20 protein-coding genes are annotated in these 21,851 nt (G+C 63.8%); 8 read left to right on the forward strand and 12 right to left on the reverse strand.

Annotated elements, in window-relative coordinates:
• Positions 1-73: 73 nt before the first annotated feature.
• From AC5QPF_RS06105 to AC5QPF_RS06120, 4 genes are all read right to left on the reverse strand, one after another.
• The gene (locus AC5QPF_RS06105; RefSeq protein ID WP_494962456.1) at positions 74-1,327 is read right to left on the reverse strand and encodes an OprD family outer membrane porin; all 1,254 of its coding nucleotides are present in this window, start codon (positions 1,325-1,327) and stop codon (positions 74-76) included.
• Positions 1,328-1,640: 313 nt separating this feature from the next.
• Positions 1,641-3,098 carry an AdeC/AdeK/OprM family multidrug efflux complex outer membrane factor gene (gene adeC, locus AC5QPF_RS06110; RefSeq protein ID WP_494962457.1) on the reverse strand — a complete coding sequence of 486 codons (1,458 nt, stop codon included), beginning with the start codon at positions 3,096-3,098 and terminating at the stop codon, positions 1,641-1,643.
• The gene (gene ttgB / locus AC5QPF_RS06115) at positions 3,095-6,247 is read right to left on the reverse strand and encodes a multidrug efflux RND transporter permease subunit TtgB (protein WP_494962458.1); all 3,153 of its coding nucleotides are present in this window, start codon (positions 6,245-6,247) and stop codon (positions 3,095-3,097) included. Before ttgB ends, adeC begins: the two co-directional genes overlap by 4 nt.
• Positions 6,248-6,250: 3 nt before the next feature.
• The gene (locus AC5QPF_RS06120; protein WP_494962459.1) at positions 6,251-7,402 is read right to left on the reverse strand and encodes an efflux RND transporter periplasmic adaptor subunit; all 1,152 of its coding nucleotides are present in this window, start codon (positions 7,400-7,402) and stop codon (positions 6,251-6,253) included.
• A 256-nt stretch (positions 7,403-7,658) separates the two neighbouring features.
• Between AC5QPF_RS06120 and AC5QPF_RS06125 the strand changes: the two genes are divergently transcribed.
• Entirely contained in the window at positions 7,659-8,291 is a 633-nt protein-coding gene (locus AC5QPF_RS06125) for a TetR family transcriptional regulator (protein ID WP_494962460.1), read from the forward strand.
• 155 nt (positions 8,292-8,446) lie between these two features.
• A complete protein-coding gene (locus tag AC5QPF_RS06130; protein WP_494962461.1) occupies positions 8,447-9,331 on the forward strand; it encodes an EamA family transporter in 885 nt (294 codons plus the stop codon).
• Here AC5QPF_RS06130 and AC5QPF_RS06135 read toward each other — a convergent pair whose 3' ends face one another.
• From AC5QPF_RS06135 to AC5QPF_RS06145, 3 genes are all read right to left on the reverse strand, one after another.
• Positions 9,332-10,732 (reverse strand): MFS transporter, encoded by a 1,401-nt coding sequence (locus AC5QPF_RS06135; protein WP_494964131.1) that lies wholly within the window; start codon positions 10,730-10,732, stop codon positions 9,332-9,334. It abuts the gene before it with no gap.
• 157 nt (positions 10,733-10,889) lie between these two features.
• The gene (locus tag AC5QPF_RS06140) at positions 10,890-11,063 is read right to left on the reverse strand and encodes a hypothetical protein (protein WP_494962462.1); all 174 of its coding nucleotides are present in this window, start codon (positions 11,061-11,063) and stop codon (positions 10,890-10,892) included.
• Positions 11,064-11,126: 63 nt separating this feature from the next.
• Positions 11,127-12,035, reverse strand: coding sequence for a LysR substrate-binding domain-containing protein (locus tag AC5QPF_RS06145; protein ID WP_494962463.1), 909 nt, complete (start codon positions 12,033-12,035; stop codon positions 11,127-11,129).
• Between the two features lie 102 nt (positions 12,036-12,137).
• Between AC5QPF_RS06145 and AC5QPF_RS06150 the strand changes: the two genes are divergently transcribed.
• Positions 12,138-13,022, forward strand: a complete 885-nt coding sequence (locus AC5QPF_RS06150; RefSeq protein ID WP_494962464.1) for an MBL fold metallo-hydrolase — start codon at positions 12,138-12,140, stop codon at positions 13,020-13,022.
• 28 nt (positions 13,023-13,050) lie between these two features.
• A complete protein-coding gene (locus tag AC5QPF_RS06155) occupies positions 13,051-13,665 on the forward strand; it encodes an NAD(P)H-binding protein (RefSeq protein WP_494962465.1) in 615 nt (204 codons plus the stop codon).
• 51 nt (positions 13,666-13,716) lie between these two features.
• On the opposite strand, the gene AC5QPF_RS06160 is transcribed toward AC5QPF_RS06155, so the two are convergent.
• Positions 13,717-14,592: a LysR substrate-binding domain-containing protein gene (locus tag AC5QPF_RS06160; protein ID WP_494962466.1), complete on the reverse strand. Its 876-nt coding sequence runs from the start codon at positions 14,590-14,592 to the stop codon at positions 13,717-13,719.
• A gap of 116 nt (positions 14,593-14,708) precedes the next feature.
• On the opposite strand from AC5QPF_RS06160, the gene AC5QPF_RS06165 reads away from it, so the two are divergent.
• A complete protein-coding gene (locus AC5QPF_RS06165) occupies positions 14,709-16,346 on the forward strand; it encodes a 5-guanidino-2-oxopentanoate decarboxylase (protein ID WP_494962467.1) in 1,638 nt (545 codons plus the stop codon).
• On the opposite strand, the gene AC5QPF_RS06170 is transcribed toward AC5QPF_RS06165, so the two are convergent.
• Positions 16,343-17,257, reverse strand: coding sequence for an AraC family transcriptional regulator N-terminal domain-containing protein (locus tag AC5QPF_RS06170; protein WP_494962468.1), 915 nt, complete (start codon positions 17,255-17,257; stop codon positions 16,343-16,345). The genes AC5QPF_RS06165 and AC5QPF_RS06170 overlap by 4 nt on opposite strands.
• A 307-nt stretch (positions 17,258-17,564) precedes the next feature.
• On the opposite strand from AC5QPF_RS06170, the gene AC5QPF_RS06175 reads away from it, so the two are divergent.
• Positions 17,565-17,858 (forward strand): antibiotic biosynthesis monooxygenase, encoded by a 294-nt coding sequence (locus AC5QPF_RS06175; protein WP_494962469.1) that lies wholly within the window; start codon positions 17,565-17,567, stop codon positions 17,856-17,858.
• Positions 17,859-17,896: 38 nt separating this feature from the next.
• A complete protein-coding gene (locus AC5QPF_RS06180; RefSeq protein ID WP_494962470.1) occupies positions 17,897-18,127 on the forward strand; it encodes a hypothetical protein in 231 nt (76 codons plus the stop codon).
• Here the strand turns inward: AC5QPF_RS06180 and AC5QPF_RS06185 are convergent, their stop codons facing one another.
• Positions 18,128-18,733: a flavin reductase gene (locus tag AC5QPF_RS06185; protein WP_494962471.1), complete on the reverse strand. Its 606-nt coding sequence runs from the start codon at positions 18,731-18,733 to the stop codon at positions 18,128-18,130. It abuts the gene before it with no gap.
• Positions 18,734-18,845: 112 nt separating this feature from the next.
• Positions 18,846-19,211 (reverse strand): hypothetical protein, encoded by a 366-nt coding sequence (locus AC5QPF_RS06190; protein WP_494962472.1) that lies wholly within the window; start codon positions 19,209-19,211, stop codon positions 18,846-18,848.
• A 336-nt stretch (positions 19,212-19,547) separates the two neighbouring features.
• Between AC5QPF_RS06190 and AC5QPF_RS06195 the strand changes: the two genes are divergently transcribed.
• The gene (locus AC5QPF_RS06195) at positions 19,548-20,306 is read left to right on the forward strand and encodes a COG4705 family protein (RefSeq protein WP_494962473.1); all 759 of its coding nucleotides are present in this window, start codon (positions 19,548-19,550) and stop codon (positions 20,304-20,306) included.
• Positions 20,307-20,408: 102 nt separating this feature from the next.
• Here AC5QPF_RS06195 and AC5QPF_RS06200 read toward each other — a convergent pair whose 3' ends face one another.
• Positions 20,409-21,734, reverse strand: a complete 1,326-nt coding sequence (locus AC5QPF_RS06200) for an MFS family transporter (RefSeq protein WP_494962474.1) — start codon at positions 21,732-21,734, stop codon at positions 20,409-20,411.
• Positions 21,735-21,851 lie beyond the last annotated feature (117 nt).

A 21,851-nucleotide genomic window follows, 5' to 3' on the forward strand; every position in this document is an offset into this window, starting at 1 on the left:
TCTTGGATTGTTAGCGCTTGATCGAATAAGTAAAAGGGGCAGCGATGGAGAGGGCACCGCCACCCCGAAAGGCTTACAGCAGGCTGAACGGATAGCTGACGATCACACGGTTCTCGTCGAACGAGTTGGTGCTGAAGTCACGGCGCATATTGGAGTTGCGCCATTTCAGCGACAGGTTCTTGAAGGTGCCGGACTGGATCACGTAAGCCAGTTCCGATTCCCTGGCCCATTCCTTGCCATCGTCCACCGTCGCGGTGTGCACGTTGTCGCCCTTGATGTAGCGGTTCATCAGGGTCAGGCCAGGCACGCCGAGGGCGGCGAAGTTGTAGTCGTGACGGACCTGCCAGGAGCGTTCCTTGGCGTTGTCGAAGCTGGAGTTGTAGCTGTCGTTGGCCAGGGTGCCGCCGCTGGTGCCGTTGACCCGCATCCACAGGTCGTCGCCGCTGACTTTCTGCAGGCCGAGGTAGAAGGTGTTGCCGCCGTACTTGGCCGAGAGCATGGCCGAGGCGGTGCGGTTGTCGAGGTCGCCGGCGCGGGCCGAGCCATCTTCCTTGCCCAGGAAGTAGCCGAGGTTGGCGCCCAGGGTCCAGTCGCCCAAGGGCTGGCTATGCACCAGGTTGATGTACTGCTGTTGGTAGATGTCCTTCAGTTGTGCGTTCCACAGACCGACCATGGTGCGCTTGTCGTTGAAGGTGAATTCGCCGCCAGCGAAGTTGAAACGGTCGGATTTGAACGCCGTTTTGCCGTTCATGAACATGTCTTCCATGCTCGCGTCGTTGCGCGGGCTGTTGCCGCGGAACTGGCCGGCGTACAGGGTCAGGCCGTCAATTTCCTGGGAGGTGATCTGGCCGCCGCGGAAGGTCTGCGGCAGCGAGCGACCGTCGTCGGAACGCAGGATCGGCAGCACCGGCATCCACTCGCCGACCTTCACTTCGGTCTTCGACACCTTGGCCTTCAGGGCCACGCCAAGGCGGCCGAAATCGTCGGCCGGACGGCCGTCGTCATGCACCGGCAGCAGGTGGGTACCGGCGGTGCCCTTGCCGCCATCGAGCTTGATCGAATACAGGCCGAGCACATCGACACCGAAGCCGACCGTGCCTTGGGTGAAGCCCGACTTCGCGTCGAGAATGAAGCTCTGGGTCCATTCCTCGGCTTTGCCCTGGGCGTTGGCCGGATCGACGAAGTTGCGGTTGATGTAGAAGTTGCGCAGGTTCAGCGTGGCCTTGGCGTCCTCGACGAAGCCACCTTCGGCGGCGAGGGCGGGCAGGGCACAGGTCAGTGCGAGGAAGCCGGGAAGCAGTTGTCGTGCGGAGTGCGGAGTGTTCATCGTCGGTGTGTCTCTTGTTTTTATGTAAGGCGAACCCGTCCGCTGCGACTGAAACGAGTCACAGGCGGGAGTGCGTCCTGGGGGGGCCTTGGAAAAAGTGGCAAGAGGATGGTGCGGCGACGAGCGGGGCAGAATCAATTCGTCACAGTCGGTAGTGGGCGATAATCGAACGTTAACTGAACGGTTAGTTTGCTTCGTATCTCTCGCAGGTTGCTCGAAAATCTTTCAGGCGCTGAGAACCCACTCCCACAGGGTCCAGTCGCCAAATAAAAAGCCCACCGCGAAGGTGGGCTTTGCATGCCAGCCAGACGGATCAGCCTTTCGGCGTATCCATCGCAGCCTGTTGCTGCCCGGCATCCCCGGTGCGCTCGTACCAGCCGCCACCCAGTGCCTTGTACAGGTTCACCTCGCTGACCAGCTGCGACAGGCGATCGGTGATCAGCGACTGCTGCGCGCTGAACAGGTTGCGCTGGGCATCGAGGAACACCAGGTTGCTGTCGACGCCGATGCGGTAGCGCCGCTCGGCCAGGCGGTAGTAGTCCTGGTTGGCGGCGACCAGATCACGCTGTGCCTGCAGTTGCTCGCTGTAGGTCTGGCGTGCGGCAAGGCCATCGGAAACCTCCTGGAAGGCGGTCTGAATGGTTTTCTCGTACTTGGCGACGTTGATGTCCTTCTGGATCTTCGAGTAGTCCAGGCTCGCCTTCAGTGCGCCGGCATTGAAGATCGGCAGGCTGATCGACGGCTGGAACAGCCAGGTCCCGGAACCACCCTTGAACAGGCCGCCCATGTCCGGGCTCAGGGTCCCGGCATTGGCCGTCAGGCTGATGCGCGGGAAGAACGCCGCACGGGCCGCGCCGATATTGGCGTTGGCCGCTTTGAGGAGGTGCTCGGCTTCCATGATGTCGGGGCGCCGGGTCAGCAGCTCGGACGGCAGGCCGGCCGGCATTTCCGCCAGCAGGTCGCTGTCCAGCGGCATGGCCGCCGGCAGGCTCACCGGCAGGCCGGCACCGACCAGCAGGGTCAGGCTGTTGAGGTCCTGGGCCACCAGGCGCTGGTACTGCGCGAGCTTGACCCGAGCGCCTTCGACAGCAGTACGGGCCTGGCTCAGGTCGAGGGCCGAGGCCACGCCGACATCGCTGCTGCGCTGGGTCAGCTTGAAGCTTTCCTCATAGGTCTTGAGGGTCTCGCCGGTCAGCTTGAGCAGCGCCTGGTCGGCCTGCCAGGTGAAGTAGGCGTTGGCGACGCTGGCCACCAGGGCAATCTGCGTCGAACGGCGCGCCTGTTCACTGGACAGGTAGGTTTCCAGGGCCTGCTCGCTGAGGCTGCGCACCCGGCCGAACAGGTCCAGCTCGTAGGCGCTGACGCCTACGGTGGCCGAGTACTGGCTGGTGATCGTCGACGATCCGGTGGTCGACATGTCCGCCGGTACCCGCTGGCGCGAACCGCTGGCGCTGGCCGATACGGCCGGGAACAGGTCGGCGCGCTGGATGCGGTACTGCGCGCGGTAGGCATCGATGTTCAGCGCGGCGACACGCAGGTCGCGGTTGTTTTCCAGCGAGCTCTGGATCAGTTGCTGCAGCGCCGGGTCATGGAAGAACTGGCGCCAGCCTTGCTCGGCCGCAGCAACCTGCGCCGACTCGGCCGGCGAGTATGCCGGGCCGGTCGGCCACTGGGCCGCCACTGGCGACTCAGGGGTCTTGTAGTCGGGGATCAGCGAGCATCCGGTCAGGATGAACGCGGTGACCGCCAGGGATAACAGGGACTTGGTCATTGCCCAGCCTCATAGCGTGAAGATTCAGGTGTGACGTCCTTTTCCGGCTGGTTGCTGCCGAACCACGACGACACGCTTACGAAGAACAGCGGTACCCAGAAGATAGCCAGGACGGTCGCGGTGAGCATGCCGCCGATCACCCCGGTACCGATGGCGTGCTGGCTGCCCGAACCTGCGCCGCTGGCGATGGCCAACGGTACCACGCCGAGGATGAACGCCAGCGAGGTCATGATGATCGGGCGCAGACGCATGCGGCACGCCTCGATCGCCGCGTCGATCAGGCTGCGGCCCTGCTCGTGCAGTTCCTTGGCGAATTCGACGATCAGGATCGCGTTCTTCGCCGCCAGCCCGATGGTGGTCAACAGGCCCACCTGGAAGTACACGTCGTTGGACAGCCCGCGCAAGCTGGTGGCCAGCAGTGCACCGATGATCCCCAGCGGCACCACGAGCATGACCGCGATCGGGATCGACCAGCTTTCGTACAGCGCCGCCAGACAGAGGAACACCATCAGCAGCGACAGGGCGTACAGCGCCGGAGCCTGGGAGCCCGACAGGCGCTCCTCGTAGGACAGACCGGTCCAGGAATAACCGACACCCGCCGGCAGTTGACCGGCGATGCGCTCGACTTCGGCCATGGCCTCACCGGTACTGTAGCCGGGGGCTGGCGCACCGAGGATTTCCACCGCCTCGACACCGTTGTAGCGCGACAGCTTGGGCGAGCCGTAGATCCACTCGCCTTTGGCGAAGGCGGAGAACGGCACCATCTCGCCGCTGGCGTTGCGCACGTACCACTTCTGCAGGTCTTCCGGGCTCATCCGCGACGAAGCTTCGCCCTGGATGTAGACCTTCTTGACCCGGCCGCGGTCGATGAAGTCGTTGACGTAGCTGGCACCGAGGGCGATCGACAGGGTGTTGTTGATGTCGGCGATGGTCACGCCCAAGGCGCTGGCGCGCTCGTCGTCGACGGTCAACTGGTACTGCGGCTCGTCGTTCAGGCCGTTCGGACGTACGGCAGAGAGGATCTTGCTCTGGGCGGCCATGCCGAGGAACTGGTTGCGGGCTTCCATCAGCTTGGCGTGACCGACGCCGGCGCGGTCCTGCAGGAACACGTCGAAACCGGTGGCGTTACCCAGCTCCAGTACCGCAGGCGGAGCGAAGGCGAACACCATCGCATCGCGGAAGCTGAAGAAGTGCTGCTGGGCACGGGCCGCCAGGTTGAACACGCTGTTCTCGGCGGAGCGCTCACCCCACGGTTTGAGCATGATGAACGCCATACCCGAGCTCTGCCCGCGACCGGCGAAGTTGAAGCCGTTGACGGTGAACACCGACGCCACGGTATCGGCTTCCTTGTCCAGCAGGTACTCGCGCATCTGGTCGACCACCGCCTGGGTGCGTTCGGCGCTGGAGCCGGCCGGCGTCTGCACCTGGGCGAACAGTACGCCCTGGTCTTCTTCCGGGAGGAACGCGGTCGGGATGCGGGTGAACAGCCAGACCATGCCCACCACGATCAGCAGGTAGGCCAGCAGGTACGGCGCCTTGTGCCGCACGATGTTGCCCACGCCGCGCTCGTAGCTGCGTACGCTGCGGTCGAAGTTGCGGTTGAACCAGCCGAAGAAGCCGCCCTTGGCCGTGTGGTGCTCGCCTTTCTTCAGCGGCTTGAGCATGGTGGCGCACAAAGCCGGGGTGAAGATCAGCGCAACCAGGACCGACAGGGCCATGGCCGAGACGATGGTGATGGAGAACTGCTTGTAGATCACGCCGGTGGAGCCGCCGAAGAACGCCATCGGCAGCAGTACTGCCGACAGAACCAGGGCGATACCGACCAGGGCACCCTGGATCTGGCCCATGGATTTCTTGGTCGCTTCCTTCGGTGACAGCCCCTCTTCGGACATCACCCGCTCGACGTTTTCCACCACGACGATGGCGTCGTCCACCAATAGACCGATGGCCAGGACCATGCCGAACATGGTCAGGGTGTTGATGCTGAAGCCGGCCGCCGCGAGGATGCCGAAGGTCCCCAGCAGTACCACCGGCACCGTCATGGTGGTGATCACCGTGGCGCGGAAGTTCTGCAGGAACAGGTACATCACCAGGAACACCAGGACGATCGCCTCGATCAGGGTGTGGATCACGCCGCTGATGGATTCGGTGACCACCGGGGTGGTGTCGTAGGGGAAGACCGCCTTCATGCCAGGCGGGAAGAACGGTTCCAGGTCGGAAATGGTCTTGCGCAACGCCTTGGCGGTATCCAGGGCGTTGGCGCCGGTGGCCAGCTTCACCGCCAGGCCGGAGGCCGGCTTGCCGTTGAACTGAGCACTGACCGCATAGTTTTCACCACCCAGGCCGACCTTGGCGACATCGCCCAGGCGTACCTGAGAGCCGTCGCGGTTGACCTTGAGCAGGATCTTCTCGAACTGCTCGGCAGTCTGCAGGCGCGTCTTGCCGATGATCGTGGCGTTCAGTTGCTGGCCGGGCAGGGCGGGCAGGCCGCCGAGCTGGCCGGAGGACACCTGGACGTTCTGCGCGGCGACCGCGGTCTTCACGTCGACCGGGGTCAGCTGGTACTTGTTCAGCTTGGCCGGGTCGAGCCAGATACGCATGGCGTACTGGGCACCGAACACCTGGAAGTCACCCACGCCGGCGGTCCGCGAGATCGGGTCCTGCATGTTGGAGACGATGTAGTTGGCCAGGTCGTCCTTGGTCATGCTGCCGTCTTCCGACACAAGGCCGATCACCAGCAGGAAGTTCTTCACCGCCTTGGTCACGCGGATACCCTGTTGCTGCACTTCTTGCGGCAGCAGCGGGGTGGCCAGGTTCAGCTTGTTCTGCACCTGGACCTGCGCGGTGTCGGGGTTGGTCCCCTGCTCGAAGGTGGCGGTGATGGTCATGCTGCCGTCGGAGTTACTTTCCGACGACACATAACGCAGGTTGTCGATACCGTTGAGCTGTTGCTCGATCACCTGGACCACGGTGTCCTGCACGGTCTGCGCCGAGGCGCCCGGGTAGGTCACGGCGATGGCGATCGCCGGCGGGGCGATGCTCGGGTACTGGTTGATCGGTAACTTGAGGATCGACAGCGCCCCGACCAGCATGATCACCAGGGCGATCACCCAGGCGAAGATCGGGCGATCGATAAAGAATCTCGACATGGTTTACTCCCCTTTGGCCCCTGCGCTCGCGGCACTGGCCTGGGTTGGCTGGGCAGGCTTGACGTTGGTCGCTTCACTGACCTTCACCTCGACGCCTGGCTTGACGTACTGCAGGCCTTCAGTGATCAGGCGGTCACCGGCATTCAGGCCTTCCTCGATCAGCCAATCGCTGCCAACGGTGCGGCTGGCCTTGAGTTGCCGCAGTTCGACCTTGTTGTCCTTGTTGACCACCATGGCGGTCGCCTGGCCCTTGAGGTCGCGGGTCACGCCTTGTTGCGGGGCGAGGATCGCGGTCTCGTTGACGCCGTTGTTCAGGCGGGCGTGAACGAACATGCCAGGCAGCAGGTTGTGCTCAGGGTTGGGGAACACGGCGCGCAGGGTGACCGAGCCGGTGGTCTCGTCGACCGACACTTCGGAGAACTCCAGGCGACCTTTCTGCGCGTAGGTGCTGCCGTCTTCCAGCTTCAGGCTGACTTCGGCGGCGTTGTCGCCGACCTTCTTCAGCGTGCCGCTTTCCAGCTCGCGACGCAGTTTCAGCAGTTCGGCGGAAGACTGCGTGACGTCGACGTAGATCGGGTCCAGTTGCTGGATGGTAGCCATCGCGGTGGCCTGGCCGTTGCTGACCAGTGCGCCTTCGGTGACGTTGGAGCGACCGATGCGCCCGCTCAGCGGGGCGAGGACCTTGGTGTAGCGCAGGTCGATCTGCGCGCTCTTCAGCGAGGCTTCGGCCTGCAAACGTTTGGCCTGCGCGTCGTCGTATTCCTGGCGGCTGACGGCTTGTTCGTTCACCAGTTGCTTGTAACGATCGGACAGCGACTTGGTCGACTGCAGGTTGGCCTGGGCGCTGGCCAGGGTCGCCTCGTACACCGACGGGTCGATCTGGTACAGCTGCTGGCCTTCTTTCACTTCGCTGCCTTCCTTGAACAGGCGCTTGAGAATGATGCCGTTGACCTGCGGGCGTACTTCCGCCACCCGGTACGCGATGGTGCGACCCGGTAGATCGGAGACGAGGGTATAGGGTTGGGCCTGGAGGGTAACGACGCCGACCTGAGGAGCCTGCGCCACGGGCGCCGCTTCTTCCTTTTTACAGCCGCTGAGCAGTGTTGCCAGGGCGACGGCGGATACCAGAGCGGTAACAGCTGGCTTGAATTGCATGAAGATCCTCGGGTCGAAAGAGCTGAAGACGCTCAAGAGTAATGGAAAACGGGTTGTAGGAAATATGCGCTAGATAAGTAGGATGCTAAGGAATATACTTACATTCATGCTTGTTTGTAAACACCCGCTACCTTGTCCTCCCGATGCAGCAAGGCGCGAAACCAGAACTCCCGGAATGCGGCCAGACCCCGCCGCACCGGCTCAGATACCGGCCGCTCGATGCAGGCGCCCGGCCCCTTGATGAGGTTGTACTGCCATGGTCCGTCGAACCAAAGAGGAAGCACAGGAAACCCGTAACCAGATTCTCGAAGCTGCGGAAAAAGCCTTCTACAAGCGTGGGATAGCGCGAACCACCCTGGCGGACATCGCCGAACTGGCCGGTGTGACCCGTGGCGCCATCTACTGGCATTTCGACAATAAGGCCGAGTTGGTCCAGGCCCTGCTCGACAGCCTGCAGGAGCCGCTGGACGCCTTGGCCCAGGCCAGTGAGAGTGAGGACGAACCCGACCCGCTGGGCTGCATGCGTCAGTTGCTGGTGCATCTGATGCATCAGATGGCCAGTGACCCGAAGACGCGGCGTATCAATGAAATCCTGCATCACAAATGTGAATTCACCGATGAGATGTGCGAGATCCGCGTCCAGCGCCAGAACGCGGTGATCGATTGCCACGAGCGCATCACCCGCTCGCTGAGTAACGCCATCAAGCGAGGGCAGTTGCCGGCAGAGCTGAATCCGGACCATGCGGCGCTGGCGCTGTTCGCCTACATCGATGGGCTGATTCGCCGCTGGCTGCTGCTGCCGGAAAGCTTCGACCTGTTCGGCGATGCCGAGCGCTGGGTCGATACCGGGTTGGATATGCTGCGCTTGAGCCCCCCCTTGCGCAATTGAGCTTTTGTGAGCATTTGTGAATCTTTGTATTAGCAGATTCCCGACGTTGTGTCAGACGCCGGCCTGAGCAAGAATCAGACCGGCGTCTTCATTATGTAGGCTAAGTCTTTTTAAATACTTAGCTGGCTAATTAAATTTTCTTCATCGAGTCCTCCATGCCCGCGCAGACACCGACCCTGAAAGGCGCCGATCAACCCTTGTGGGGGATTGCCCTGATCTGTCTGGCGGTGCTGCTGTTCGCCAGCCACGACGCACTGTCCAAATACCTTTCCGGGTTCTATGCCATCGTCATGGTGGTGTGGGCGCGCTACGTGGTGCACACCCTGCTGATGCTGGTGGTGTTCGTGCCGCGCACCGGGCTTTCGGCGGTCGTGCGCACACGAAGGCCGCTGCTGCAACTGGCCCGGGCGCTATGCCTGATCGGCACCAGCCTGCTGTTCACCACCGGCCTGCGCTATATCCCGCTGGCCGAAGCCACGGCGGTGAACTTCCTTGCACCATTGATGGTGACTGCCTTGTCGGTGCCGCTGCTGGGCGAGCGGGTTACCCGCGGGCAATGGATGGCGGTGTCGGCAGGGTTCATTGGCGTATTGATCGTGATCCGCCCGGGCGGGGCGCTCTTCACTCCAGCGATCCTGTTGCCGCTGGGCTCGGCGTTCTGTTTCGGCTGCTACCAGTTGCTGACGCGCAAGCTCAGCGCCACCGACAGCCCGACCACCAGCAACTTCCTCACCGGCATCTTCAACAGCCTGATCATGACCGCGCTGGTGCCGTTCTTCTGGAGCGTGCCGACCTTCACCCACGCCTTGTTCATGATTGGCCTGGGCACCTGCGGCATGCTTGGCCACATGCTCCTGACCTCGGCCTTCAAGCACGCCGCCCCGGCGATGCTGGCCCCGTTCAGCTATGGGCAGATCCTCTTCGCCGGGATGTTCGGCTACCTGGTTTTCGACCACAGCCCGGATGCCTACGGCGTGGTCGGCATCGCCATTATCTGCCTCAGCGGCCTGGCCGTGGCTTGGGTGCAGCGCCGCCGCTGATCAATGCCCGCGCAGCTCGCGGTTGGGCAGCGCCAAGGCGGCGGCGAGGCCCAGCAACGAGATCGCCGCGCTGCTCAACAACAGGTTGCGGAAGGTCACCGACAGCTCGGCCTGAACCTGCAGACTCGCCTCGCCGGCGCGCAGGCTGCCGAGCAGGGCCTCGCCGGCGAGGGCGTAGCCGCCGTCCTGGAGCATCGCCAGCAACAACGCCGACATCAGCGCCACGCCCACCGCACCGCCCAGGGAGCGGAACAGGTTGGTGGTGCTGGTGGCCACACCGATGTCCTTGGGCTGCACCGCGCTCTGTGCTGCCACCAGCGAAGTGGGGAACTGTGCGCCGCCAGCGATGCCGGTGAGCAGCATGAACAGGCCGCTAAGCAGGGTCGAGTCGGGCGGGCTCAGGGCCATGCCGACGATGGCCAGGGGCATCAAGGTGCTGCCGAAGAGGATCTGCGGTTTGTAGCGTCCGGTGAGGTTGGTCAGGCGTCCGGCGCAATAGGCGCCGATCGGCAGGCCCATGGCCAGGGGTAGCAGGTGCAGGGCGGCGCTGTCGGCCCCGGAGCCGGTGATGCTCTGGTAGCGCAGGGGCATGAGCATGCTCAGGGAAATTGCCTGGAAGCTGGTGAAGAAGATCGCGCACCAACACAGCACGGCGACACGGTTGCCGAACAGCTGGAGCGGCAGCAGTGGTTCCGGTGCACGGCGCTCGTAGAGGACGAACAAGGTCAGGCCGACTGCGGCGGCCACCAGCAGCGCTAGCACTGCCTCGCTATGCCAGGCATGGCCCTGGCCGATCAGGGTGATGGCCAGGAGCAGGGCAGTAAGGCCGAGGATCAGCAGCAGGGCGCCGGGGTAGTCGACCTTTGCCGCGCGCTGCGGCGTGGCCAGGCCGCGCAGGCTGTTGCGGGTGACCCACCAGGCGGTCAGGCCCAGGGGCAGGTTGAGCCAGAACACCCAGCGCCATGACAGGTATTCGGTCATCAGCCCCCCCAGCACCGGCCCGACCACGCTGGCGGCGGCGTACATGCTGCTGAAATAGCCCTGGTAGCGCCCGCGTTCCCGCGGTGGCACCAGGTCGCCGAGGATCGCCTGGCTGACCGAGACCATGCCGCCGGCACCGATACCCTGTATCACCCGCGCCAGCACCAGTTGCTCCATGTTCTGGGCCAGGGCGCAGAACACCGAGGCCAGGGTGAAGATTGCCGTGCCGCTGAGGATCATGCGGCGGCGGCCGTAGAGGTCGCCGAGCTTGCCGTAGATCGGCGTGGCCACGGTCATCGCCACCATGTAGCCGGAAATCACCCAGGCCAGCAGGCCGACATCGTTGAATTGCGCAGAGATCGCCGGCATCGACACGGCGATGATGGTCTGGTCGAGGGCACCGAGGAAGATCGCCAGCATCAGTGCGACAAGCACCGTGCGGATGGCGGGTTGTGGCGGGGTGTTGGGTAGGGTCACGGCAAGACTCGGAGTGTTTTTTTGCCGAGTTTAACTGATAGCTTGCTAAGGATCAGGTGAAGATTTTCGGTGCCTTTGACGCCCTCTTCAAAGGCGTCCTCTACCTCAAGGCACTCAAGGTCGCCGTATGCGGCACGCAATGCGCCAGCGAACAACTGGCCGCCGACCACGGCTGGTTACGCGTCTGTTCCACCCGCCAGGCGGCGGTGGCATAAAGCCCCATGACAGCGGCAATGGCGAAGACGATTGCGCACTTTCTGGATTTGACGCTCATGATGCCGACCTCCCGCAACCCTCACGTACTGTTACCAGACTAGTCCAGTACCTGCGGACCCGCTCAGGTCAGGTCGCGATCCCACTCCGGCGGGTCGCTGAAACGCTCGGCGAGAAAGTCCAGCATGCTGCGCAAGGTTGCCGGCATGTGCTTGCGCGAGGTGTATACCGCATTGAGGTTCAGCGTCCGTGGTCTCGCCTGTGGCAGCAAGCGCACCAACTCGCCCGCGCGAATCGGCCCATGGGCCAGGTAGGTCGGCAGCATGGCGATGCCGACCCCGGCCAGGGTCGCCTGCTGCAGGGTCAGCGCTTCGTTGGCGCTGATATTGCCGTGGATCGGTACCGACACGCTTTCGCCGTCCACCTCGAAGTGCCAGAGGCTGTGGCCGAAGTAGGAATGGGTCAGGCAGTTGTGCTCGGCGAGGTCCTGCACCACCTGCGGCGCCGGATGCTCGCGCAGGTAGGCGGGCGATGCGCAGATCACCGAGTGACAGGTGCTCAGGCGTCGGGCGATCAGGTTCGGGTCGATGTCGTTGCTGGTGCGGATTGCCAGGTCGATGCGCTCGTCCACCAGGTTGACGGTGCGGTCGAGCATCTGCAGGTCGACCTTCACCTGCGGATAGCGCCGCACGTACTCGGCGATGGCGTCCACCAGCTGCGCCTGGCCAAACGAGGTGCTCACGCTGATGCGCAACTCGCCCCGCGGGGCCTGGTCCGGGGCTGTGACCGCGGCTTGCAGGTCGCCGGCCAGCTCCAGCAGTTGCCGGCAGCGCGGCAGGGTTTCCTTGCCGGCGGCGGTCAGGCTCAGCTTGCGCGTGGTGCGCTGCATCAGGCGCGCGCCGACCCAGTTCTCAAGGTCCGCCAGGTAGCGGGAAATCACCGGACGCGACAGGTCCAGGTGGTCGGCGGCGGCCGACTGGCTGCCCAGGTCGACGACGGTGACGAAGACCCGCATGGCGGTAAGTCGATCCATGGATATGTCCGGTTTCAGAAACAAACTATGTCGAAGCATCGCATTTTTTGCCGTGAATCGTGCAACTAAGCTGTGGGACATCAACTCGCACAGGATTCCCCGATGCTTCGTCTCTTCTCTCTGCGCCGTTTGCTGCTGGCCTTCGTCGCCTTGCTCTGGGTCGCTCGCGCCACGGCTGCCGAGGCGCCGTTGCAGTTGACCGTCTACAACCCTGGTATCGATGCGTTGTTCCCGGTCACTTCAGTGATCGTCAGCGGGGCCCACGATGCCATCCTCGTCGATGCCCAGTTCGGCAAGGCCCAGGCCGAGCAGGTGGTGGCCAAGCTCAAGGCCAGCGGCAAGAAACTGACCACCATCTATATCAGCCATGGCGACCCGGACTACTACTTCGCCCTCGACACCGTGCTGCGCGCCTTCCCTGGCGTGAAGGTGGTGGCTTCGAAGCCGACCGTCGAACACATCAAGCAGACCATGGATGCCAAGCTAGCCTACTGGGGCCCGCAGATGGGTGCCGACAAGCCGCAACGCCTGGTCCTGCCTGAAGTGCTGGACGGCGATCGGCTGATGCTGGAAGGCCAGGTGCTGCAGGTCGTCGGTCTCGAAGGTCCGCAGCCTGACCGCAGCTTCGTGTGGATCCCGTCGATCAAGGCGGTGGTGGGCGGCATCCTGGTCGCGGAACACCAGCACGTGTGGATGGCCGACACCCAGACCGCGCAATCCCATGCCGACTGGCTCACCGGCCTGGCGAGCATCGAGCGCCTGGAGCCGACGGTGGTGATCCCGGGGCATTATCTGGGCCAGAGCAGCCGTTCGCTGGAGGCCGTGCGCTTCACTGGCAACTACATCCGCGCCTTCGATGAGGAAACCGCTCGTGCCGCCAACGCCGACGCCCTTGTCGCAGCGATGAAGAAACGTTACCCGGGCCTGGGCGAGGAAAGCTCTCTGGAGCTGAGCGCCAAGGTCGCCAAGGGCGAAATGCAGTGGTAAGTCGTTCCTATCCGATTGGAGGTTTTTCATGAGCAAGATCGCAATCATCGGTGCCACCGGCCGTGCTGGCAGCCAGTTGCTGGAAGAGGCCGTGCGTCGTGGCCACAGCGTGACCGCCATCGCGCGCAATCCGGCGGCGCTGGAAGGGCGTGCCGGGGTGACCCCGGTTGCGCTGGACATCAAGGATGGTGCGGCGCTGCAACAGGCGCTGAGCGGGCATGACGTGGTGCTGAGCGCCGCGCGTTTCTCCGGCATCCCGGCGGAAACGCTGCTGGGTCCGGCGAAGAAGGCCGGGGTCAAGCGCGTGCTGGTGGTGGGAGGGGCGGGCAGCTTGCTGCTGCCGGACGACTCGCGGGTGATCGACAGCCCGGACTTCCCCGAGGCGTACAAGGCCGAGGCCAGCGCTGGAGCGGTGTACCTGGAGACCCTGCGTCAGGAAAAGGACCTGGACTGGACCTTCCTCTCGCCGTCGGCGGAGTTCGTCGAAGGGGAGCGTAGCGGCAAGTACAAGCTGGGCAAGGATCATCTGCTGATCGGTGCGGACGGCAAGAGCTGGATCACCTTCGCCGACTATGCCATCGCGATGCTGGATGAAGTGGAGAAGCCGGCGCATTCGCGGCAGCGGTTCACTGTTGGCTATTGAGTTGATCTGAAGGCCCTCATCGCTGGCTTGCCAGCGATAGGGCCCTCAAATTCACCGCCGACCGGCCTGTCCCTCCAACCATTCCAGCAACTCCACCAACCCCGGCGCCGAGCCTTTACCCGGCACTACCAGGTAATACGCCTTCCCCGTCGTCACTCTGAGCCCGAACGGCATCACCAGCCGCCCACTGGCCAGATCCTCGCCAATCAACGCCCAATCCCCGATCGCCACCCCGGTCCCCTGCGACGCCATCGCCATGGCCATGTCCAGCGTCTCGAAGTGCTGGCGCTTGCCCTGGATCTCCAGCCCGCTCCCTGCCGCTTCCAGCCAGGTCTGCCAATCCCGCTCGTCCCGCGACGGATGCAGCAGCATCTGCCGGCTCAGGTCCGCCACCTCGCGCAACGCCGCCTTGCCCGCCAACAACTGCGGCGAGCACACCGGGGTCAATTCCTCATCGAACAGCTTCAGCACCTGCCCGGCCTCCGGCTCGGCCCCATAGACCACCGCCGCATCGAACCCCTCGCGACGAAAATCCACGCCATGCTGGAGGGTGGTGGTCAATTCCACCGGCACATCCGGGCGCAGCGCCTGCCATTCCATCAGGCGCGGCAGCAGCCAGCGCATCACGCAGGTCGGCGCCTTGAGCTGCAAGGTGCCGTGGGGCGCGCCGATCTGCTGCACGCCGTCCTCGATCAGGCCGAACACCTGCTGCACCCGCGGCAGCCATTCCTGGCCTTCGCGGGTCAGGCTCAAGCCACGGGCCTGGCGGATGAACAACGGGTAGCCCAGGTGCTCTTCCAGCCCGGCGATCTGCCGGCTGACCGCCCCCTGGGTCAGGTGCAACTGCTGCGCGGCGCGGGTGAAATTGCAGCATTGGGCTGTGACGAGAAAGGTGTGCAGGGCGGGGAGGGGCGGGAGTCGTTTCATTGTCGTAAGCCATGACCTGGGCGCATGGCTAGTATGAGGAAGTTTGCATTGTGCCGGTAGCCACCGGGCGGTCCAATGAAGCCCTTGTTCCAACTAAAGACAACAGGCGAACGAACATGGCGACGTGCGGCGAAGTACTGGTAAAACTCCTCGAAGACTACGGTGTGGACCATGTGTTCGGCATCCCCGGCGTGCACACCGTGGAGCTCTATCGCGGCCTGGCGTCGTCGAGCATCCGCCACGTCACTCCGCGCCACGAACAGGGCGCCGGCTTCATGGCCGACGGTTATTCGCGTACCCGCGGCAAGCCGGGGGTGTGCTTCATCATCACTGGCCCGGGCATGACCAACATCACCACCGCCATGGGCCAGGCCTACGCCGACTCGATCCCGATGCTGGTGATTTCCAGCGTGCAGTCGCGCAACGCCTTGGGTGGTGGTCGCGGCAAGCTGCACGAACTGCCGAACCAGAGCGGGCTGGTGGCCGGCGTCGCCGCCTTCTCCCACACCCTGATGAGCGCCGACGACCTGCCGGAGGTGCTGGCCCGGGCCTTCGCCGTGTTCGACGGCGCGCGCCCGCGCCCGGTGCATATCGAGATTCCGCTGGATGTGATCGTCGAAGACGCCGATCACCTGCTGAACCGAGAGCCGGTACGGGTCGACCGTGCCGGCGCCGCTCCAGCGCCGGTGGCGAAGATGGCCGCGATGTTGGCCGGTGCCCGCCGTCCGCTGATCCTCGCCGGTGGCGGGGCGATCGCCGCCAGTGCCTCGCTGACCCGCCTCGCCGAATACCTGCAGGCACCGGTCGCGCTGACCATCAATGCCAAGGGCATGCTGCCGTCCAGCCACCCGCTGCTGATCGGCTCGACCCAGTCGCTGGTCGCCACCCGCGATCTGGTGCGCGAGGCCGATGTGATCCTGGCCATCGGCACCGAGCTGGCCGAGACCGACTACGACGTAACCTTCAAAGGCGGTTTCGAGATTCCCGGCAGCTTGCTGCGCATCGATATCGACCCGGACCAGACCGTGCGCAACTACCCGCCGAAACTGGCCCTGGTGGCTGATGCCACGGCAGCCAGCGACGCGCTGCTGCAGGCCCTGGCCGAGCTGCCGGCACCGGTGCGCGCTGGCGAATGGGGTCCGGCCCGTGCCGCGCGCCTGCGGGAAACCCTGGCCGGGCTGTGGGATGACGCCGCCCAGGCGCAAACCCTGTTCCTTCAGAGCATCCTCGCGGCCCTGCCGGACGCGGTGCTGGTGGGCGACTCCACCCAGCCGGTGTACACCGGCAACCTGACCCTGGACCTCGACCACCCGCGCCGCTGGTTCAACGCCTCCACCGGATACGGCACCCTCGGCTACGCCCTGCCGGCGGCCATGGGCGCCTGGCTGGGCAGCGCGGAAGATCCGGCAAAGCGCCTGCCGGCGGTGTGCCTGATCGGTGACGGCGGTATCCAGTTCACCCTGCCGGAGTTGGCCAGTGCCGTGGAAGCGCGGGTGCCGCTGATCGTCCTGCTGTGGAACAACCAGGGTTATGAAGAGATCAAGCGCTACATGGTCAACCGCGCCATCGAGCCGGTGGGCGTGGATATCCACACGCCGGACTTCGTCACCATCGCCAAAGGCTTTGGCTGTGTGGCCGAGGCGGTGCATGAAGTGGAGGCGTTGAAGGCGGCGCTGGTCGCCGCCGCCGGTCGCCAGGGCCCGACGCTGATCGAGATCGACCAGCGCCGCTGGACGGAGAGTGTGCTCGCTTAAATCGCGTTGCGCAGGCGCGCCATGTCCCGCAACGGGGGCGCGCCGTACAGCCGGCTGTATTCGCGGCTGAACTGCGAAGGGCTTTCATAACCCACCCGATACCCCGCCACTGCCGCCTCCAGGCCGTCGTTGAGCATCAGACGACGGGCCTCCTGGAGGCGCAGCTGTTTCTGATATTGCAGCGGACTCATCGAGGTCACCGATTTGAAACGGTGATGCAACGCGGAGACGCTCAGGTTCACTTCCCTGGCCAGGTCCTCGATGCGCAGCGGCTTGTCGTAGTGATCGTTGAGCCACTGGATCGCCTGGCAGACCCGATGGGTCTGGCTGTTGGACATGGCAATTTCGTACAGGCGATGCCCCTGCTTGCCACGCAGCAGCCGATAGAGGATTTCCCGGCGGATCAGCGGGGCCAGAATGGGGATGTCCTTGGGCGTGTCCAGCAGGCGGATCAAGCGGATCAGAGCATCCAGCAAGGACGTGTCGAGGCGTTCGACGAACAGCCCGCGCCCTGAGGCGGAGGGCACGCCTATCGGCCCGGCGTCGGCGATCAGGTTGTTGATTTCCGCCGGATCGATGTCCAGGCGAATGCCGAGGCTCGGGTTTTGCGGGCTGGCGTCGAGGTAGACGCCGCTGATCGGCATCGCCACCGACACCACCATGTAGTGCAGCGGGTCGTAGACATAGCGCTCGTCGCCCAGGTGCACGGCCTTGCTGCCCTGGGCCAGGATGCACAGGGCAGGGTGGGCCAGGGTCGGCATCGAGCGGATGTTTTCTTCGTGGCGGACCAGGAACAGGTCCCTGATCGCCGAGGGCTCGCAGGCCGAAGGCTGGGCATGGCGGCGGACCAGGTCGGCCAGGGTTTCGCGCAGGGATTCGAGCGCGGGATCGAGCGGTTCGACGACTGACATGGGGGCGGTTTCCTCGGCGGATTTTCGCAGCATAGGTTTGTGCAAGTCCTGGCGCTAGCCGAAAGCTGTCGGGTTCTTGCACGATCCTGCTGGCGCGGGCGGATTGTCACCAAATTGAAGCGATTGCACTTGCCTGATGTGAGAGCAAGGGTGAGTGCTCCACTTCCTGGGCCTGTACGAGGCGCAAGAGGCCTCATGCAGGATCAGGCAATTGTCCGACAGCATTCGCCTAACGCAGGTGGCGCCGTGCTGGCTAGCCTTGGCAGCCTGGCAGTTTCCCTCTGGCCGCTTCAAAGGAGCACCGCACATGACGACATCTCGACCGGTCAGCCATCTTTCCTTCGTGCGCGCCAGCGCGGGCCGTTCCGCCGAGCTGGGCGAGCGTCTGCAACAACTGCGCGAGCCTGCCCGTCTGACCCCGGGTTGTCTCGGCTTCAGCCTGCAACGCTCGACGTCTGACAGCGACCTCTGGCTGCTCAGCAGCCAGTGGCAGGACCAGTCGGCGATGAACGACTATTTCAGCTCGCCGAGCCTGCAACTGTTCGGGGAGCTGGTGCAGGCGCGGGTGCTGGACAGCCTCGACCTGCACACCTTCAGCTAGAATGGCGGCCTTTTCCGCAATCATCGGGTTTGACGACAATGGCGCGCAGGGTATTCGTAGGGTTTGAAGCAGTCGCGGCGATGGTGCCGACCGAAGGCGGTTACCATGCCGCGATCGCGGTAAAGGGCCTCGGCGCCGTGGGGGCACCGACCTTCCACAAGGTGCTGGACGGCCAGGTTTTCAAGACCGCCATGGCCGCCGATGAAGCGGCCAGTGCCGAGCTCGAGCGCCTGCAAGGCGTCACGGCCGACGCCGAACTGGTCTGGTGATCAGGCCTGCGGGCGGGCCATCTTGAACAGCTCGCCCAGCTCGAAGTAATCCGCCGGTCCGCCGCCCCGCAGGATCGGCCGGGCGGCAGCGGTATCGTAGATACCGTCCTTGAGCAGATGCTCAGCGATATGCACCGCCACCACCTCACCCAGGATCAGCCAGCTCGGCACCAACTGCTGGTCGGCGCGCTGTAGCTGGATGATCTGGCTCACCTTGCACTCGAACGACACGGGGCTTTCCTGCACCCGCGGCACCGCGATCACCCGCGAGGGGGCCGGGGTCAGTTGGCTCAGGGCGAACTCGTCGACTTCAGGTGGCACGGCCGCGCAACTCTGGTTCATCGCCTCGGCCAAGGGCCGGGTCGCCAGATTCCAGGCGAATTCGCCGGTCTGCTCGATATTGTTCAGGCTGTCTTTGCGCCCGACGCTGCAGAAGCCGACGATCGGCGGGATGTAGTTGAAGGCATTGAAGAAACTGTAGGGCGCGAGGTTCAGGCGGCCTTCGGCGTCCTGGGAGGAGATCCAGCCGATCGGGCGCGGACCGACGATGGCGTTGAACGGATCATGGGGCAGGCCGTGGCCTTTTGCGGGTTCGTAGTAGTACATCGAGCGGGCCTTGAGACGGGAATACTGAGCGTCCTAGTGTGCCAAGAGTGACGGCCCCTGAAAATGATTAAGCCCGGCCGGAGCCGGGCTGTGGACGGTGAGGCTTCAGGTCTTAGCTGAAGCGGTGGGCCTGGGTGCGGTCGAAACCGTCGGCGGCAAATTTGGCACCGTGGGTGTGATCGAAACCGTCTTCGGCGAATTTGGCGCCGTGGGTGCGATCGAAGCCGTCTTCGGCGAATTTGGCGCCGTGGGTGCGATCGAAGCCGTCTTCGGCGAATTTGGCGCCGTGGGTGCGATCGAAGCCGTCTTCAGCGAATTTGGCAGCGCCGGTGTGATCGAAGCCATCCTCCGCGACAGCGGCTGCCTGGGCTTGCGGGTGGCTGAAGTTGTGGCTGCCAGTGCGGTCGAAACCGTCGGCGGCGAAGGCGTTGGCGGTCAGGATCGAGAAGGCCAGGGTCAGGATCAGTTTGCTTTTCATGGTCGTTGCTCCGGGGTAGTGAGTAGGGGTTGCTTGTTTCTATGGGTTTGATGCTACGCCGATTAAATTGATTAAAAAGCGCAAAAAATCGCCTATAAAAATCAGTTAAATCGATATATTTGCCCGCAAGCGACCCATTTGCAGTGCTACCAGTTGGTCTGGGACAGGAGTTGGCGAACGAATCCGCCTACGAAAAGCAAGCGTACGCGGGGAGGGTTATCTGGCGATTAATTACAAAATATTTCCATTCAACGCTTTTTTCATTTGTCGCTTACCCATTTTTCATCGGCGCTTGAGCAGTCTTCGCGGCATTTCCAACCCGGAGCAAAGCGCACAATGAATAAACTCCCGCAAATCACCCTGGCGTTCTGGATCATGAAGATCTGCGCCACCACCCTTGGCGAGACCGCCGGCGACCTGTTGTCGATGACCCTCGACGTGGGTTACGCGCTAAGTTCGATCATTCTCATCAGCCTTTTTCTGGTCACCCTCGTGGCGCAGCTGATGTCGCGCAGACACCATCCGGCGCTGTACTGGCTGGTGATCCTGTCCACCAGCACCGCAGGTACCACCATGTCCGATTTCATGGACCGCACCCTGGGCCTGGGCTATGCCACTGGTTCAGCGATCCTCATCGGTATCCTGCTGCTGACCTTCGCCATCTGGCGCCTGAGCGGCGACCCGCTCAACGTCAACAACATCAGCAGCCGGCGTGGCGAGTTGTTCTACTGGGTGGCGATCCTGTTCTCCAACACCCTGGGCACGGCGCTGGGCGACTACCTGGCCGACGATTCCGGACTGGGCTTCGCGGGCGGTGCGTTGCTGATCGGCTCGGCCATTTGCGTGGTGGTGCTGGCGCGCTACCTGACGCGGATCTCGCCGGTGGTGTTGTTCTGGGTAGCCTTCGTCCTGACCCGGCCGTTTGGCGCGACCCTGGGGGACTTCCTGACCAAGCCGTATGCGAAAGGCGGGCTGGATTTCGGCACCGTGGGTTCTTCGGCGGTGCTGGGCGGGGTGTTGCTGGTGATGGTGGGAATGGCGTACTACTTCAATACCCGGCGGACCCAACAGGCTGAGTTGGTGCGGGTGTCCTGATTTCTCCCGAGCTTTAAGCTGCAAGCTTCAAGCGGCAAGAAAAAAAGCGGTCCGTGTTGGCACCGCTTTTTCTTGTAGCTTGAAGCTTGGGGCTTGCAGCTGTCAGTCAGTCACAATCCGCGAATGCTTCTGCGTGTCCTTCATGAACACATACACCAGCAGCGAGATGGCGATACAGCCGGTGACGTACCAGTAGTAGCCGGTCTCCATGCCGTTGCTCTTGAACCACAGCGCCACGTATTCGGCGGTGCCGCCGAAGATCGACACGGTCAGCGCGTACGGCAGGCCCACGCCCAGGGCGCGGATCTCGGTGGGGAACAGCTCGGCCTTCACCACGGCGTTGATCGAGGTGTAGCCGCTGACGATGATCAGTGCCGCCATGATCAGGAAGAACGCGCCCCACCAGGTCTGCACGGTGTGCAGGGTGGACAGGATCGGTACGGTGAAGATCGTTCCCAGCACGCCGAAGGCGATCAGGATCGGACGCCGGCCGATCTTGTCGGACAGCCCGCCGATCACCGGCTGCAGGCACATGAACAGGAACAGGGTGGCCGCAGAGATCATGGTCGAGTCGCTGATGCTCATGCCCACGGTGTTGACCAGGTACTTCTGCATGTAGGTGGTGTAGGTGTAGAAGGCCAGGGTACCGCCCATGGTCAGGCCGACCACGGTAGCGAGCTCCTTCGGATGGCGCAGCAGGGTGCGCATCAGGCTTTCCTTGGCTTTCGGTTTTTCCTTCTTGGTGAAGGACTCGGTTTCTTCCATGCCGCGACGCAGGTACAGGGCGACCACCGCGCACAGCGCGCCGATCACGAAGGGTACGCGCCAGCCCCAGGCGTACAGCTGCTCTGTGGTCAGGGTCTGCTGCAGGATGATCAGCACCGCCAACGCGATGAGCTGGCCGGAAATCAGGGTGACGTACTGGAAGCTGGAGAAGAAGCCACGACGCTCCTTGGTCGCCATCTCGCTGAGGTAGGTGGCCGAGGTGCCGTATTCACCGCCCACCGACAGGCCCTGCATGAGGCGGGCGATGACCAGCAGGACCGGCGCGGCGACGCCGATGGTCTCGTAGCCCGGGGTCAGGGCGATGACCAGGGAGCCGAAGCACATCAGCAGGACCGAGGCCATCAGCGCGGCCTTGCGTCCCTTGCGATCGGCGTAGAGGCCCATCAGCCAGCCGCCGATCGGGCGCATGAGGAAGCCTACGGCAAAGATCGCGGCGGTGTTGAGCAGTTGTGCGGTGGTGTCGCCGGCCGGGAAGAAGGCCTTGGCGAAGTACAGGGAAAACGCGGCGTAGACGTACCAGTCGTACCACTCGACCATGTTGCCGACCGATCCGCTGAAGATCGATTTGAGACGGCTACGGGTGGTTTTTTCCGGTGCGGACGTGGCGGCCGCCCCGGCAGGCAGGGTGGAAGAGTTATCCATTGGACGGGACCTTCATCGTTGTTTTTGTGGAGCGCGTTGGGAACGCAGCCTGCGGGGGCTATAGCAGGAGGTGTGCCAGGGGAACCGCAGTGCTCCGATCGCGGGTGAACCCGCTCC

The sequence above is a fragment of the Pseudomonas sp. Con_6 genome (genome assembly GCF_059379395.1).

What these genes read in the sequence shown, in the direction of transcription:
- AC5QPF_RS06190 (WP_494962472.1), bottom strand. Translation starts at nt 19,211, where the DNA reads ATGAAAAGCAAACTGATCCTGACCCTGGCCTTCTCGATCCTGACCGCC.
- AC5QPF_RS06145 (WP_494962463.1), bottom strand. Translation starts at nt 12,035, where the DNA reads ATGGATCGACTTACCGCCATGCGGGTCTTCGTCACCGTCGTCGACCTG.
- AC5QPF_RS06180 (WP_494962470.1), top strand. Translation starts at nt 17,897, where the DNA reads ATGGCGCGCAGGGTATTCGTAGGGTTTGAAGCAGTCGCGGCGATGGTG.
- AC5QPF_RS06140 (WP_494962462.1), bottom strand. Translation starts at nt 11,063, where the DNA reads ATGAGCGTCAAATCCAGAAAGTGCGCAATCGTCTTCGCCATTGCCGCT.
- AC5QPF_RS06175 (WP_494962469.1), top strand. Translation starts at nt 17,565, where the DNA reads ATGACGACATCTCGACCGGTCAGCCATCTTTCCTTCGTGCGCGCCAGC.
- adeC (WP_494962457.1), bottom strand. Translation starts at nt 3,098, where the DNA reads ATGACCAAGTCCCTGTTATCCCTGGCGGTCACCGCGTTCATCCTGACC.
- AC5QPF_RS06195 (WP_494962473.1), top strand. Translation starts at nt 19,548, where the DNA reads ATGAATAAACTCCCGCAAATCACCCTGGCGTTCTGGATCATGAAGATC.
- AC5QPF_RS06185 (WP_494962471.1), bottom strand. Translation starts at nt 18,733, where the DNA reads ATGTACTACTACGAACCCGCAAAAGGCCACGGCCTGCCCCATGATCCG.
- AC5QPF_RS06105 (WP_494962456.1), bottom strand. Translation starts at nt 1,327, where the DNA reads ATGAACACTCCGCACTCCGCACGACAACTGCTTCCCGGCTTCCTCGCA.
- AC5QPF_RS06135 (WP_494964131.1), bottom strand. Translation starts at nt 10,732, where the DNA reads ATGCTGGCGATCTTCCTCGGTGCCCTCGACCAGACCATCATCGCCGTG.
- AC5QPF_RS06160 (WP_494962466.1), bottom strand. Translation starts at nt 14,592, where the DNA reads ATGAAACGACTCCCGCCCCTCCCCGCCCTGCACACCTTTCTCGTCACA.
- AC5QPF_RS06130 (WP_494962461.1), top strand. Translation starts at nt 8,447, where the DNA reads ATGCCCGCGCAGACACCGACCCTGAAAGGCGCCGATCAACCCTTGTGG.
- AC5QPF_RS06125 (WP_494962460.1), top strand. Translation starts at nt 7,659, where the DNA reads ATGGTCCGTCGAACCAAAGAGGAAGCACAGGAAACCCGTAACCAGATT.
- AC5QPF_RS06170 (WP_494962468.1), bottom strand. Translation starts at nt 17,257, where the DNA reads ATGTCAGTCGTCGAACCGCTCGATCCCGCGCTCGAATCCCTGCGCGAA.
- ttgB (WP_494962458.1), bottom strand. Translation starts at nt 6,247, where the DNA reads ATGTCGAGATTCTTTATCGATCGCCCGATCTTCGCCTGGGTGATCGCC.
- AC5QPF_RS06120 (WP_494962459.1), bottom strand. Translation starts at nt 7,402, where the DNA reads ATGCAATTCAAGCCAGCTGTTACCGCTCTGGTATCCGCCGTCGCCCTG.
- AC5QPF_RS06150 (WP_494962464.1), top strand. Translation starts at nt 12,138, where the DNA reads ATGCTTCGTCTCTTCTCTCTGCGCCGTTTGCTGCTGGCCTTCGTCGCC.
- AC5QPF_RS06200 (WP_494962474.1), bottom strand. Translation starts at nt 21,734, where the DNA reads ATGGATAACTCTTCCACCCTGCCTGCCGGGGCGGCCGCCACGTCCGCA.
- AC5QPF_RS06155 (WP_494962465.1), top strand. Translation starts at nt 13,051, where the DNA reads ATGAGCAAGATCGCAATCATCGGTGCCACCGGCCGTGCTGGCAGCCAG.
- AC5QPF_RS06165 (WP_494962467.1), top strand. Translation starts at nt 14,709, where the DNA reads ATGGCGACGTGCGGCGAAGTACTGGTAAAACTCCTCGAAGACTACGGT.